Here is a 12,696-nt window from a genome sequence, read left to right as displayed (position 1 = left end):
CCCCTTTAGTATGTTTTGTTTTTGTCTAAGATTTGAAACTTGTCATACGTGATAAACAAACTACGATCATCAATAAGAACGTTCCATAAGGTTGTGTGAAGTAACTTATCAACCACTGCATTAGTCAGACTAACGAGACTTTTGTATTGAATATCTTCACCTAAGAAATCTGAATGAAGGCTATCATACGTCCCATCTCCTCTTTTTAAGACGTGATACAGATGAACTTGACCATCTTCAGCAGCTATTGCGATTTGCTTATAAAAGAGTATTGCGGGTAAATTACCTAAGTCAGTTCTGCGGATGATTATGTGTCTCATCCGACTCCCTCCCTTGTCCCTTCCCGACACTAGAACTCTCTATATTAGAACAGATAGTCCTTTTAAGGTATTTTATGTTCGCTTTGTAAACATAGTATAACACCATAAAAACCACAGAGTCAACGATATTCCGAAAAAAATGTTCGGATATGAAACAAAAACCGTGTTTTGTGGTATAATTGATATAAAGATATGGATAACGTAAGAGGTGCGTAATATGAAATTAAGACCTAGCTATAAACCAATGGAGATCACTCTGATAAAAAAAGACAAAAAAAAGGTAGACCTACGAAACAGTATTGATGTTTCATCATCTACCCTAGCTAGAATGTCTAAAAATGAACCTGTTTCCCTTGCTGTTATAATAAAAATTTGCGAATATCTTGAATGTGATTTACATGATGTAGTTGAATTAGTTGAAGTTAATGACTCAGAATCTTAAGCAAAAGTATTGCTTTTATTTTTTAAATCGTTAAACAAAACCATTGAAATATTTCACGAATTATAAAAAGAGATTTAAGCAAAAGTATTGCAATTAACATTTAGAGCCTGATTAAGGCTCTTTTTTTCTTGGAATAATTTAAACGTAGTTTTTTAATTGAAGAATAATGATACTTAAGAGTATTAAGAATTGACGTTAATCATCAGTCGATTTGAAGATAAGAGGTGACTTAAGATGTCTATTGAAAAAGAGGCCTTTGAAAGGTATGAAGAATTAAAAAAGAAAACAATTAAGGTTATTCATAAGAAGAATTATTCAATAAGGTATGTAGAACAAACTGATGCCAATGAAGATTTAGATCAGTTTTACAAACAATTTGCACAGCTGCTTTTTGAAAAATATCTTGAAGATAAGAATAACAAAGGAAATTAAAGAAAATAGATGATATATGAAAAACCCCCTCACAATTGTGAAGGGGTTTTATTTTCTTGTAATTTAGAAATTCTTTAATGGTGAATTAACCTGAGTAGATATGGAAATGGTATAACTATCTCACTATAGGAGGGAATGAATATGGCACCAAAAATTAGTTCTGCCACCTCAGTAAGAGGCGTTGTGGCTTATCAAGATGATCAGGACAGTTCTGTTTTTCATTACTATCCTCAAAATGCTGAATGTAAACTAAATGAAAATCTTGCTGAATTTAATGTGACATACTGGGGGTAGGTGAAGCTTATTATGCAAGAGTAGGGGAAGAATACTTTGATAGTATAGGTGCGACTCTTTCTGGAAAAGCAACCATCGACCTTACAAGTGAACAAAGGACTCAAATTATTGATCAAATAAAGAAAGATTATGAAATTGCTGACCCAAAATTACAACCATTATTATTAACTGATGTTCGCGTAAAACCCTATTTCGCCGAAAGAGCTCTTATGATCGAAGGAGGGGACAAAAACTTCCCAGATACAATTCAATTTGGTACAGCGTTTCATTATCAACTTGGATGTCCACAAAATTCAGTATTTGCCTCTTTCGTAGCAACAGAATCCGAATCAGGAATTAATCCAAATCCTTCTTTTGCTATAACTATGGTGGCTAAAGCAGAATTTCTAGGCGATCCTTGGGTAGTTAAAGCATCTGCTGATCTTAGCCAAGTCTGGAGTTATATTAAACAAAAGTTTTCAGGTAGAGGAAGCGTCGGTTGGTTTACAGTAGCAAGCGTAGATTTCCAACAAACCATAATAGAAATGGAAAGGGATAAAATTTTGAAATTGGAGTTTACAGAAGGCTCCCTAGATACAGAAACATACGGACGACAAATTTTCGAACTTGGGAAAACACTATTCACTTCACTTGATACACAAGGAGATTATTTTAAATTCGAACCGGTTCCAAACATTGAAGAAGTGGGTGTTACTGGAGTTTTCAGTTGGGGTTGGAATGTTTCAATCAATGCTTCATATATGACGATAGACATTAAACAAAACATACACTTTGAACAAACAATTTCCTATACGGGTAGGTTTAAATTAGATCTCCCAGCATCAATGACATTAGCCGTCAATTGTAATGAACAAACCGCAATGTACTTTAAGGATCTAGCTGTAACAGATGAGCCTTGTATTACACAAAAGAAGTAGATACACTACAAGCACGGCTAAAAACTGAAGCAGAGAGACAACAGCGATTAATAAAAAAATTACAAGAATCTTATGTAACAGGTGCAATCGATGACGAAGGATTTAGAAAAAGATACAGAATTATCACTGGCAAAGATCCGATGCCTAGTTTGATGACTATAAAAAGTCAGTAAATAAATGGAATAACCTACTCTGAAGCACTTGTTGGTATTGACCCCCTAGAAATAGAAAATACATCTGTAAATTTTAAGACATCACAAAATAATTAAAATACTAAAGAGCTTGGGATTCCTTCAAGCTCTTTTGCTCGTAACCAGCCTAAAACCCAAAATTCTTCAGGAGTAAGCTTAGCCTGTTTTTTGTATTCCATTCATTGTTGCAAACTTTAATCTCCCCAGTCTTCATCATCTTCCCAGTTTTCTTTTGCTTCTTCAAGCTCTTCCATAAAAAACTGCAAAAAATTATCTGCAACTGTGTCTCCATAACCAGCTTCGTTTGCCCAAACAATTACTGGACATTCGCCGTTTTCCATCTTATTTGTATCAAGGCAATAAGAAAATTCATCTACATACTCTATTACAACAATACCGTCACTTAAATCATAATGAGTTCTATATTCCTCAGTAACTGTCACAACTCGTGCAGAAACTTTCCCATGACCGAGTATATTTACACCAAAAATGCCACCAGAACCGTATTTATTTAAAAACCATTTATAACTCTCGGGAAGTTTTATATTTAAACTGTTTTGTATCTCTTTTATTTTATCTTCACTTATCCCGCCTGTGAAATCATCATCTTCAGCGTTTTCTTTAATAAATTCTTCAATTTCATGATAAGTCATTGTTACATCTCTCCTTTCTCAAATTGGCTCGCTCTCCATTTCCAATATCTTCGTTGGAAGCTTTTATACTGATTTCGCAACTCTTTGTCATTTCTAAAACTTTCTCCACCTTTTTTCAATCCATGAAGAACTTTTTTATTATTTTGATGCACTGAAGCCGGAATTTCCACCATCGTTCCTGGCTCTTCTTGAATTAAGTGATGTAAGTTGATCTTTGTGCCGTCATTAGCAAAAGGAGCGTCACCTTTTTTCATAAGTTGTAAATTTGTTTTTCCACTTTCAGCATCAACTTTGTTTATATCAATATCTTTCAATGTGTACACTCTACGACTCACATCTTTGGTTTTACCTGAAGCTTTTACCTTCCCTTTAACTTCAAAGGCACCATACTTTTCTTTATTTAACCAAGGGAGATTTATTTCCTTACCTGTAAATGGCTTTCTTGTTTCATCTAATTTTTTAGCAAGCTGAAGCAACCTGTCTTTTGCGCTCACATCATTGATGACATTATAAGGCATGCCACCTGCTACAACAACATCTTCTCGCATGACAAACGGTTTAATTACTGTTAGTGGATCAGGAGTTTCATCGAGTTTTTTAGACACTTTTTTGACTGCAGCTTTTCCGGCTGTTTTCACTCCTATTTTAGCAACTGAACCAGCACCTTTTAAAGCAAAGATGTTTACTGCTGCACATGTAATCCAGTGAGCCGTTGATTCTGCGTCTCCGTTCTTTACATCTCTAACATAAGAGGTTATTATTGCATCTTTTATTGAGTTAAACGTGGAATCATAGTGATAAACTGCAACTGCAGAATTAATAAACATGTCGACTGGATGATTGTGTGCCATATAGTCTAATGTTTCAGCTGTCATATCATAAAGAGCTGTAATAGTACCTTTGGCTCCAGCCATTAGCTCACGTGTGTTTTCAATCTGGGTGAAATATCTTTGTTGTTCTGCTGTCAGATTTTCATACCCAATTGTTTTGGCCATTGAATAGAATTCATCGGCATCTGCATAATCGTAATTCTTTAGTCTTTCTTTCAGTTTTTCAATCTCTCGTTCTTTTTCTTCCTTCTTCTTAATCGTCAAGTAAGCTTCAGTACGTTTTTCAATATCGCCTTTTTTCTTATGTATGTCACTTTCTCTATACGCTTTGGCATTGTAGTGAATTGGTGTAGCGTTCTTTCCTTTGCCTGTTGACTCCTGCAACTTTTTAAAATCTTGCTCAATGAATTGTTCGTTAGGCTCTGTTAATGCATATTCAGTTGTTAAATCATCATCTACTTCCCCAATTTTATCAATTGTTTTTTCACGTTTCTTATCTGCACTGGCAAGTTCATCTTTAAAGTTTTCTGTTGAAAACAAGTCAAGTGGTAGGATATCGTCAATATCGTTCAGAATGTCCTTCATTGCTTTCTTCTGTTCGGACATAATGGATTTTGATTTTGTGTATGCATTTGCAAGTTCATGCTCTAAAAAAGACTCCTCGACGTATGCATCTGATAAGCTAGCTTCCTCTACAACTCCAGAGATACTTGTAAGGAAAGCAATTTTCATATCGATAAGATCAATCCATTGATCTGTAACGCCGACATGATCATGATAAAAAGCTTTAATGTTGTCTGCACCCTTACCGGAAAACTCGCTGTCATCCAAGTTGGCTACGTCTTTAAATGCTTTTCTGAGCTTCACCATTTGTGACCTTAGTTCCTTGTACTCTTTTGCACGTTTATCCGCTTCAGAAAGTAATGACTTTGCTTCAAATACCTTCATACCATTCTCCTTTTTCTGACACTCAATACTCGAAATTTTACCATAGTTTAGGAGAAATAATAAAAAAACATGTGCAAAAAAACTAAAGATTTTCAGTCAAATGCCCGCTAATCTTCATTTTTTCATATAGACATGTCACTTCATTTCAAGAGAAAAGTATTGAATCATTTAAAGGATTTCAGTTGTAAAATAACGTTAATTTTTTTAAAATAACTATGCGCAAACAAAAAAGGTACAAAGATACGTGAAGGAGTACAGGTTCTAATGAAGAGAGTTCTTTTGGCTTCACAGTGTGGATTTTCGTTCATGCTATTAATATTTTTTATTGCAGTAAACTGGTATCAAGGTAGTGAGCTGATAACAGATAAATTTGAATGGAATTATACTGCGAAGTTTACGAAACTTTTTAACAGTATTGATTCTGTAACAAGCTCAAAACAAATTTCTCAACTGGACTTTTTTATCTATTCAGCTAAACACTATCCTATTTACTCTGCTTTAATGATCTTATCTTTAGTTTATATGATTATATCAGTTATACTTCTGGTAAAATCCATCAAAAAGGGTTGAAAGAAACAAACCATTGTCCTATAATTATCCATGTAACAATTTGCTAGTGGAGGTAGGACAGTGAAGAAAGTTTCATTTATTATTGCATTTATAGGGGTTTTGTTAGTCTCATCTTTATACACTCCTCAAGTTAATGCACAAGAAAAAGGTAGTATTTCTCAAAACACAAATCAAGTTGAATACTATGATGCAAATGGTAAGCTTATAGATACTGAGAACTATAGTGATGGAAATGTAACGACTCAATCAACTCAGTTTTCAGTAATGGCTGTTAAAGCATCTAGAATTTCATCTTATGATTTTGGGCCATCAACGTTTTCCAATTTTGTTTGGGTTAAAGGTGGCAAAGCTTTTAAAAACCCAGGTGCAATGAGTGTGGAATTAGCTAATAGAGCGAAGAAATTTGAAGTTTGGATGTATAGTTCTAATAAGAAGAGTTACATAGGTAAAGGAGTAGTTAAAAACGCATCAGGGTGGGTCCCTTTTGATTGGAGACCATTACGCAAGAAAGGTAGTTCCTATACTTTTAAATTAGTTAATGGTTCTTCAGGTAAAATTAAAGTTATTGGTGGTACGTTAGAATATAACGTAAATTAATAATCAAATATTTTATAAAGAATGGTAGGCACTGTGCTTGCTATTCTTTTTTTATTGTAAAACAGAAATTTTATTTTAAGAAATAAAGAATGGCGACAATCAGTTTATTACATTAACTTTCTCTACATGGCTACCAAAGAGTTATTCCTCATGGGTCAAAAAGATAAAGCTGTATATTATTACAAAAAAGGACAGGAAAATTTAACCCAGAAAGAGAATAAAGTTTACGAGGCTAAAATAAACATCATTTATGCACTTCTTCAAGATAATCAAAACGAAACCATTGAGCAATGTTGGAGTTACATTCATTTCCCTCAAGAAAAGAATGACTTAGACAGTGTTCTTGACCTTTCCTTGATTATCTCTGAGTACTGCGAGGAGAAAGAATGTTATAAGGATGCTCTTGAATTTTCTAAGTGAGCTATTTTAGCCGAAAAGAAAATGAGGCAGTTGGAGGGAATAGGATGAAAAGATTAATACTTCGTGTGTCTGTTACAGCTATTATCTTAAGTGGGTTAACTGCTGGTGCTAGTTTGTTTACTCAGTCAGACAATCAATTTAGTGAAAAACCAGTCGGAACTGATATTCAAATCGCAGAGAGACCGGTTGGAACTTAATAAAAGTGAGGGGCATAAGATGACAAAAGGCGTTAAAATAACCTTGTGGAGCATCCTAGCCGTATTCATCTTGTTAGCAATAATAGGAGTTGTATCATATTATCAGACTCCGTCAGCGTAAGAAAGCATATCTCTAAAGTGCAGCCCTACAATGGGCTTTTTTGTATTAGATAAGAACTTAGGCTACTAAGTGCGAGGTGAAAAAGGTGAATGAAGAGATAAAAACAAAAGAGCTTGATAAGGAATTAAAAAAAGTTCTTAAAATGTTTGATGATGTTTTAGAGATTTATGAACAGCATGACGGGGAACCAGATATTAAGCCTGGTGTAACTTGCCCTTCATGTCTAAAAAAATCAGCTAATTATGTCAGTAATTGGCATGGCAATAAACATGTACACTTTATTTGCGAGTGTGGCTGTCGAGTTCATCAATAATTATGCGTAATAAAACACCCTATCCTTTAAACTGGATAGGGTTAAATTCATTTTTACTTCTTCTTATTTAAAACCTCTTTACTTTGATCTAAGATTGCTCTCATTGTTCTATGCTCTTTAACCTTCTTAAATATTAATTCCTCTTCTAATCCCAATTCTTTCAAGACTATAAAAATAAGAATTACCTTCATTCTATATGCAGCATAAAATTTTCCAATAGGTTCTTCAAGAACCATTTTTTTATTCGTATAATCAAAATGAGTTAAATAATTTCTTGTTTCAACTACTTTTTGAATAAAACGATCTCTATTCTCGCTATTCCCTATTAAAAAGATTTTAACATCCTGTGACAACCCATTTATTAATTCTTTTAATCTTCTCCCTAAGTTATATTCATTGCCATGATTGAATTTATTTAAAAAGAAGGATTTCACTTCTTCATTCTGAATATTTTCTATAATAAACTGCTTTATTTTTTTTGCATTATCACTATATAATTCTTGGTCTATTTTAGCTCCTTCATAGAATCTTCTATGAAAGATTTCTAATGTTTGAACAGAATTAATAAATTTAGTATCAAGATATAATTTTTCAAAATTAACTAAGTGAAAACTTATTATCGTTTTTAGCTTCTCTTCATTTTCAAACCAATTATTTAGTATTGACTCAAGGTTTTCTTTTACATCATTATACTTAAATAGGAACCGAATATTTCTTTCTTTTTTAACTTCTTTAATACTCTCAAAATATTTGTATTCTAAATATCTTTTTTCTTCCTTTTTAAACACCCTAAATAAAATATGCTCATCTGATGTAGTATAATCTAATAAAAGATTTAAAAAACCTTTAAAAGAACGAACTGTATCCAAATACCAAGTCAGATTCTTGTTTTCATCTGGACTTATTTTAAACCAGGAAGTATGACTAGCATTGATCTCTACCTTTGAAATAAAATCTCTTTTTGTATTCCCAATAAAATTTTCTTCAATAGTGGTGTTAATGCTCTTTATCTTGTATTCTTTTGTTTCTGGAGGAAAATATTCTATTTTATAATATTTATCTTTAGTTGATCGTTCTTCTTTAAATACCGCTGGATCAATCCAGGGGGTTAAGTAATCTGCGCTAAACAATACATTATCAAAACTTTCAGGAAATTCTTCTGTATAATTACCTGCTAAAAAACTTCTCACGTTATAGGTTTCAATAGGTATGCCTGGCGAAGGAGATCTAGACCTACTTCTATTTAAGACATCAAGTTTAAAGCTTTCTCCACCTACAGATATTCCATAAATTTCTTCAGGTGTTTCATCTTCAAAGTTTAGAAAGTAATCTTCACCAAGAACCCCAATTAAATCAAGCGTGATTTCTTCAGGAGTATACTTTAATGTCCCGGTTACCATTTTAGCTGGATTATCCTTTGTCCACCATTTTCCCATGGTTTCAAAAGTTTCAAGCCTTCCTCTTTTCCTTACTTTCAATATAACTCCCCCCATTGCAATTAGATCAACTTACCGTTGTTTATTATTAATACCATTATCCTATATCCAAATCCAAAAATAAACAAAAAAGCGTATTTCCGCTACGTAATACACTTTAAATTTATTTATCTCATATTGAAATTTAGGTTAATACCACTTTGTCTTAGTCCATTAACAAATTGTTTGTACATCAAATCAACTGCTTTTTGTGGATTTCCTGATTCATTAACTGTAACTTTGAATTTAAAATTATTAACCGTTGAGTTTTCATTGTTATTGTTCACTGTGGAATTTGGAACATTCGTCTTTACATTTGCATTTAGGTTTGGTAATCCAAGTGTTCCCAGCTGCAAACGATACAGAACTGAGAATATCTTTGTACTTGCTTAGGTCGGGTTTAACTTTCTTCTCAGCTTCTAAATCACTATTAGATAGCTTACGTACTTCTTTTACAGCTTGAAGCATGTTCTCAGTATCTGTCTTATTTAAGATCAGTTCTTTGTCATGCAGGAATGCAAGCTTACCAGCGCCTAAGCCTGTTCCGGTGTATCCACCTGTATCAAATGACGATACTTTTTTACCGGTTGTGTTCCCCTTATCTACTGTGGATAGTGCATTTGAAGCCTCTTTTAGCTTATCAATAAGGTTGTTTGAAATACTCTTACCGATAGACTCCATATTGCTGTTAATAAACTTTGAAAACTCGTTCAATTGCTTGGTGATATCAGTTATCTTTCCATTCAAGAGTTTATCTTCAATCTTCTTAAATGCTCTTTCGTCATTCGTTAAATTGTCGTACTTATCATTTATGGCGTCCTGATCTTTTTCAAGATGATCCTGTAGGGCTTCTTTTCGTTTTGTGTTGCTACGATCTTTAATGAATTCATCTAATGCTTCCTGTTGTTCTTGAAGCTGTTTCTCCAGGTCTTTGACTTGAGCTTTCGCTTCATCAGAATCATCCATTGAAAGCTTATTAATTTTATCTTTGGTTTCCTGGATGGCTTGATTCTTCTCTTTTAATTCCTTCTGATATTTAGCTTCGTCATCAGTCTTGTCTATCTCATCAATCTTATCTTGTGTCGCTTTCCAGTAATCAAACTACATTCGATAGATATGGCCATGCAACAATAAAATTAGCTGATAAGACAGCTGAATTTCCCAACAATTTTGATGCTATACAGGTTAATGAATTCGAAGCCAAAAATCAAGTTTGCCAACAAATCCGAATTTGATAAACCGCTTTATTAAAGCAAAGTAAAAAAACCTTGCTACGCAAGGGTTTAAGCTATGATTCCGACTGGGCTTAGTATCATCAAACGCTATTATTTTTCGTTGTTGTTTCTTGTAGCTGAATTTCCTGTTTTCGTCTGCTGAAATAACCAAACAGTTATTGAGCGAATAAATTCTGCCACCTTTAATGTCTTTATCGGGGTGCCATTTGTTTCCTTTTTCATATAATAATTTTCCGTTTAGCAAATGGTTGTCAACGTCCTCAACGAAATTCCAAAAGTCATGCCACCTATCATCAACTGTGACACCTTTGGCTCCATAATATTTGTACTGCGAATGATTAGGATTGTAACAACGGCTCATAATGCCAGTCCATCACCTGTGTAACGGGTGTTCTTTTTTATTCATGTAGCTTCCTCCCAATTTATATATCGCTATTGTATTGAAAGGAACTCCACCTGACAGGCAATATTCGGAAAAAAGAAAACACCAGCTCAACGAACTGGTGCAATCCTGTCACAAATATGTTTTTAACATTTTAATTTGGAAAGCTCTAAGGTTATCAGAGTAATATTTATAGTTTGCTATTGCAGATAAAAATATTGCTATTTGAATGATTACTCCAGCCCAGTAAAAAAAGTTCATTGCTGAACCATGTGTGATGGCGATTATAGCTGTTCCTAACAAAGACACAATCAAGCTTACAAACAAAGAGCCAAGGCCGTGAACCGTACTTAGCAAATATCTGTATCGTTCCTCACGGTATTTCCTTGTTTCTTCATTTTGATTCAAGAGCATTGAATGCCACACATATTCAAGCTGATAATAATCTTCGTTATTATTTTGTCCCCATTCATCATGTTTAGGGAACTGGTCACCAATCTTAGTGGCTATTTCTTCAAAGTTCCTGTTGTTATTGAATACCCATGCGATACCAAAATAAAGCTGATGTAACAAATAACCGATTGGCACACCGGATTGCTGTTAATGATAATAATAGCGTTAATCTTGTTTTAATATCAGCCATTTTAGAATCCAATGGGTTAATGCCTTTTAGGAACAAAAATTCATATAACAGCCAGAAAATTAGTATCCAGCCAGGAATCCCCCAGCGAATTAAATATTTTGTTTCAAATTTCATTTTTGAAACTCACTCCTTTCTTTATACTGTTTTTTAACAAATTCATTAAATCCTTTTTTAAATTAAAAAAAACACCCTTGAGGGTGCCTTTTATGAAAAAATTAATGCAGCCACTAATAAATTCAAGCCATTGTTTTCAACATTGAACTTACGTCTGTAATCACTGCCATTGTAAGTGTTAAACCATTCTTCAAGGTATTCTTCAGTTTCTGGCTTCTTTGCAAAATCAGCTAAGTCAGGTATGTCGTACTTTTCACCTAAATAAGTGAATAAAGTTTTGTTTAAGCTTTTCTCTTCAATCAAACTGATTTCTTCTTTAGCTCCATTGTCGATTAAATGATTAATCAATAATGTTGGAAATTGTAAGCCTCTGCTACTCATATTTTCACCTCCAATTTACTTATTCGACAAATGGTTATATTTTCCTGCAAGGTAATAGTAACTATTGCAAAATAAATTAAAACGCACAGCTTTGACCGCTGGTGCGTTTAGTGGTGTTCCTCCATATATTCAATTTGTAACTGTTTAATTGCCTTTGCTCGTTTTTCAGCTTGTTGTTCAATTATTGGTATTTTAGCTTCCATCACTGGATCTTTGGGAAACGCTACTCGTAAAAATTGAATCATCATTACAGTTATTAATAACATCATTGCTACGGTCAAGGCAATATACGTGGTTACGGTTTTAATGTTGTTCATTGTAAGAACTTTCAATGTATGATTGACCGTTAAGCTCGGCAATATCCTGACGTAATTTCGGTGTGTCAACAGACAAAGAATTAATAGAAAGACTGAGAACCGATCCTAACCCACATATTACAGCTTCATCTACTTTTAAAGATAGGGCTACTGCTGAGAGAATTGCTAATTCAGTTTTAAACGATCCAAAAAATATAAAGAAAATCGAAAATTGGATTGATGATCCTAAAAAACCTAAATTAATGTTAAGATACAAGGGCGATGGAGAAATAATCGGTAGAAGTGTATCAAGAAATTCAGAACTAGTAGAAAACGTTACAAACGCAAAAATTATACTCAAAAAAGATAACAACGGTAACTTTATTCTTACAGGATATCCAACCAAATAGAAAGAGAGGAAGTATCATGGATGAAGGTTATGATTTCTTAGACGAATTAGAAAATTTTTTAGGTGCAACATTTCATCAAGATATCCGATCCCCTGAACACGCATTAGACGAATTTATTGAGGAAATTAGTAAAGAAGGTTTGCTATTTACAGTAAAGTATTGCGAAGAGTTTCTAAATAGCGATCTAACTAAAGAAGAAAAGGAAGACATTATAAAGTGTAATGCCGAAATATATTTCCCGACAATTGGATTACCACCTATAGACTGGTTGAAAAGTGTAATAGAACAACTAAAAGAAGCTATTTAAAAGTGACACTGAAAGGCCACCGTTTTATGAGAGGGCCTTTTTATATTACTTCAATTTTCGTTTACGTAGCTGGTCCATAATAGCCATCAATACAGAAGTTTTTGGCTTTCTTATTTGGATAGAAATGCAATGCCGCCAGCGCTGTTTGGATCTGCTCAACAGCAACACTGTGCATCAATGGGCTTTTCACTTTGAAAATGCTGCAGAT

Annotated in this window: 18 protein-coding genes and 2 pseudogenes; 11 read left to right on the top strand and 9 right to left on the bottom strand. The window is 33.7% G+C overall.

Going from position 1 to position 12,696, the window contains the following annotated elements:
* Positions 1-5 precede the first annotated feature (5 nt).
* Positions 6-320, bottom strand: a complete 315-nt coding sequence (locus tag WA279_RS18640; protein ID WP_336156283.1) for a hypothetical protein — start codon at positions 318-320, stop codon at positions 6-8.
* A 217-nt stretch (positions 321-537) separates the two neighbouring features.
* Here WA279_RS18640 and WA279_RS18635 point away from each other — a divergent pair, with 217 nt between their 5' ends.
* The 4 genes from WA279_RS18635 (at position 538) to WA279_RS18620 (ending at position 2,405) form a co-directional block, all read left to right on the top strand.
* On the top strand, positions 538-762 hold the full coding sequence (locus WA279_RS18635; RefSeq protein ID WP_239813463.1) for a helix-turn-helix domain-containing protein: 225 nt from the start codon (positions 538-540) through the stop codon (positions 760-762).
* Between the two features lie 234 nt (positions 763-996).
* The gene (locus WA279_RS18630) at positions 997-1,194 is read left to right on the top strand and encodes a hypothetical protein (protein WP_336156277.1); all 198 of its coding nucleotides are present in this window, start codon (positions 997-999) and stop codon (positions 1,192-1,194) included.
* Between the two features lie 141 nt (positions 1,195-1,335).
* Positions 1,336-1,488 carry a hypothetical protein gene (locus tag WA279_RS18625; protein ID WP_336156275.1) on the top strand — a complete coding sequence of 51 codons (153 nt, stop codon included), beginning with the start codon at positions 1,336-1,338 and terminating at the stop codon, positions 1,486-1,488.
* A 209-nt stretch (positions 1,489-1,697) separates the two neighbouring features.
* Complete coding sequence (locus WA279_RS18620) at positions 1,698-2,405, top strand: hypothetical protein (protein ID WP_336156273.1); 708 nt, start codon at positions 1,698-1,700, stop codon at positions 2,403-2,405.
* Positions 2,406-2,790: 385 nt separating this feature from the next.
* Here the strand turns inward: WA279_RS18620 and WA279_RS18615 are convergent, their stop codons facing one another.
* The gene (locus WA279_RS18615; protein WP_336156271.1) at positions 2,791-3,249 is read right to left on the bottom strand and encodes an SMI1/KNR4 family protein; all 459 of its coding nucleotides are present in this window, start codon (positions 3,247-3,249) and stop codon (positions 2,791-2,793) included.
* Between the two features lie 2 nt (positions 3,250-3,251).
* Positions 3,252-5,027 (bottom strand): T7SS effector LXG polymorphic toxin, encoded by a 1,776-nt coding sequence (locus WA279_RS18610; protein ID WP_336156270.1) that lies wholly within the window; start codon positions 5,025-5,027, stop codon positions 3,252-3,254.
* Positions 5,028-5,291: 264 nt separating this feature from the next.
* Between WA279_RS18610 and WA279_RS18605 the strand changes: the two genes are divergently transcribed.
* The 5 genes from WA279_RS18605 (at position 5,292) to WA279_RS18585 (ending at position 7,245) form a co-directional block, all read left to right on the top strand.
* Positions 5,292-5,597 (top strand): YjdJ family protein, encoded by a 306-nt coding sequence (locus tag WA279_RS18605; RefSeq protein WP_199398449.1) that lies wholly within the window; start codon positions 5,292-5,294, stop codon positions 5,595-5,597.
* Positions 5,598-5,657: 60 nt separating this feature from the next.
* Entirely contained in the window at positions 5,658-6,194 is a 537-nt protein-coding gene (locus tag WA279_RS18600) for a hypothetical protein (RefSeq protein WP_251186950.1), read from the top strand.
* A 150-nt stretch (positions 6,195-6,344) separates the two neighbouring features.
* Positions 6,345-6,614 (top strand): hypothetical protein, encoded by a 270-nt coding sequence (locus WA279_RS18595; protein WP_336156264.1) that lies wholly within the window; start codon positions 6,345-6,347, stop codon positions 6,612-6,614.
* A gap of 44 nt (positions 6,615-6,658) precedes the next feature.
* A complete protein-coding gene (locus WA279_RS18590; protein WP_251186948.1) occupies positions 6,659-6,811 on the top strand; it encodes a hypothetical protein in 153 nt (50 codons plus the stop codon).
* Between the two features lie 206 nt (positions 6,812-7,017).
* A complete protein-coding gene (locus WA279_RS18585) occupies positions 7,018-7,245 on the top strand; it encodes a hypothetical protein (RefSeq protein WP_336156262.1) in 228 nt (75 codons plus the stop codon).
* A 53-nt stretch (positions 7,246-7,298) separates the two neighbouring features.
* Here WA279_RS18585 and WA279_RS18580 read toward each other — a convergent pair whose 3' ends face one another.
* The 5 genes and pseudogenes from WA279_RS18580 to WA279_RS18560 form a co-directional block, all read right to left on the bottom strand.
* The gene (locus WA279_RS18580) at positions 7,299-8,723 is read right to left on the bottom strand and encodes a HEPN domain-containing protein (RefSeq protein ID WP_336156261.1); all 1,425 of its coding nucleotides are present in this window, start codon (positions 8,721-8,723) and stop codon (positions 7,299-7,301) included.
* Between the two features lie 125 nt (positions 8,724-8,848).
* Positions 8,849-9,809 (bottom strand): annotated as a pseudogene (locus WA279_RS18575) (phage tail tape measure protein); the annotation flags it as partial.
* A 660-nt stretch (positions 9,810-10,469) separates the two neighbouring features.
* Positions 10,470-10,925 carry a hypothetical protein gene (locus tag WA279_RS18570; RefSeq protein ID WP_336156259.1) on the bottom strand — a complete coding sequence of 152 codons (456 nt, stop codon included), beginning with the start codon at positions 10,923-10,925 and terminating at the stop codon, positions 10,470-10,472.
* 259 nt (positions 10,926-11,184) lie between these two features.
* Positions 11,185-11,475: a hypothetical protein gene (locus WA279_RS18565; protein WP_041351546.1), complete on the bottom strand. Its 291-nt coding sequence runs from the start codon at positions 11,473-11,475 to the stop codon at positions 11,185-11,187.
* A 107-nt stretch (positions 11,476-11,582) separates the two neighbouring features.
* Positions 11,583-11,792, bottom strand: coding sequence for a hypothetical protein (locus WA279_RS18560; protein WP_041351543.1), 210 nt, complete (start codon positions 11,790-11,792; stop codon positions 11,583-11,585).
* 62 nt (positions 11,793-11,854) lie between these two features.
* Between WA279_RS18560 and WA279_RS18555 the strand changes: the two genes are divergently transcribed.
* Positions 11,855-12,181: an RNase A-like domain-containing protein gene (locus WA279_RS18555; protein ID WP_041351542.1), complete on the top strand. Its 327-nt coding sequence runs from the start codon at positions 11,855-11,857 to the stop codon at positions 12,179-12,181.
* Positions 12,182-12,197: 16 nt separating this feature from the next.
* Positions 12,198-12,488: a contact-dependent growth inhibition system immunity protein gene (locus tag WA279_RS18550; RefSeq protein ID WP_085187936.1), complete on the top strand. Its 291-nt coding sequence runs from the start codon at positions 12,198-12,200 to the stop codon at positions 12,486-12,488.
* A 64-nt stretch (positions 12,489-12,552) separates the two neighbouring features.
* On the opposite strand, the pseudogene WA279_RS20925 reads toward WA279_RS18550, so the two are convergent.
* Positions 12,553-12,693 (bottom strand): annotated as a pseudogene (locus WA279_RS20925) (peptidoglycan-binding domain-containing protein); the annotation flags it as partial.
* Positions 12,694-12,696 lie beyond the last annotated feature (3 nt).

The sequence above is a fragment of the Bacillus sp. 204(2023) genome (genome assembly GCF_037027505.1).
GTDB classification, from domain to species: domain Bacteria; phylum Bacillota; class Bacilli; order Bacillales; family Bacillaceae; genus Bacillus; species Bacillus subtilis.
The sequence above is the reverse complement of the archived record's forward strand: the minus strand, read 5'-3'. Positions and strand labels throughout refer to the sequence as shown.

Bases quoted from the DNA above. Each gene is read 5' to 3' on its own strand.
- WA279_RS18640 (WP_336156283.1), bottom strand. From the start codon at position 320: ATGAGACACATAATCATCCGCAGAACTGACTTAGGTAATTTACCCGCA.
- WA279_RS18635 (WP_239813463.1), top strand. From the start codon at position 538: ATGAAATTAAGACCTAGCTATAAACCAATGGAGATCACTCTGATAAAA.
- WA279_RS18630 (WP_336156277.1), top strand. From the start codon at position 997: ATGTCTATTGAAAAAGAGGCCTTTGAAAGGTATGAAGAATTAAAAAAG.
- WA279_RS18625 (WP_336156275.1), top strand. From the start codon at position 1,336: ATGGCACCAAAAATTAGTTCTGCCACCTCAGTAAGAGGCGTTGTGGCT.
- WA279_RS18620 (WP_336156273.1), top strand. From the start codon at position 1,698: ATGATCGAAGGAGGGGACAAAAACTTCCCAGATACAATTCAATTTGGT.
- WA279_RS18615 (WP_336156271.1), bottom strand. From the start codon at position 3,249: ATGACTTATCATGAAATTGAAGAATTTATTAAAGAAAACGCTGAAGAT.
- WA279_RS18610 (WP_336156270.1), bottom strand. From the start codon at position 5,027: ATGAAGGTATTTGAAGCAAAGTCATTACTTTCTGAAGCGGATAAACGT.
- WA279_RS18605 (WP_199398449.1), top strand. From the start codon at position 5,292: ATGAAGAGAGTTCTTTTGGCTTCACAGTGTGGATTTTCGTTCATGCTA.
- WA279_RS18595 (WP_336156264.1), top strand. From the start codon at position 6,345: ATGGGTCAAAAAGATAAAGCTGTATATTATTACAAAAAAGGACAGGAA.
- WA279_RS18590 (WP_251186948.1), top strand. From the start codon at position 6,659: ATGAAAAGATTAATACTTCGTGTGTCTGTTACAGCTATTATCTTAAGT.
- WA279_RS18565 (WP_041351546.1), bottom strand. From the start codon at position 11,475: ATGAGTAGCAGAGGCTTACAATTTCCAACATTATTGATTAATCATTTA.
- WA279_RS18560 (WP_041351543.1), bottom strand. From the start codon at position 11,792: ATGAACAACATTAAAACCGTAACCACGTATATTGCCTTGACCGTAGCA.
- WA279_RS18550 (WP_085187936.1), top strand. From the start codon at position 12,198: ATGGATGAAGGTTATGATTTCTTAGACGAATTAGAAAATTTTTTAGGT.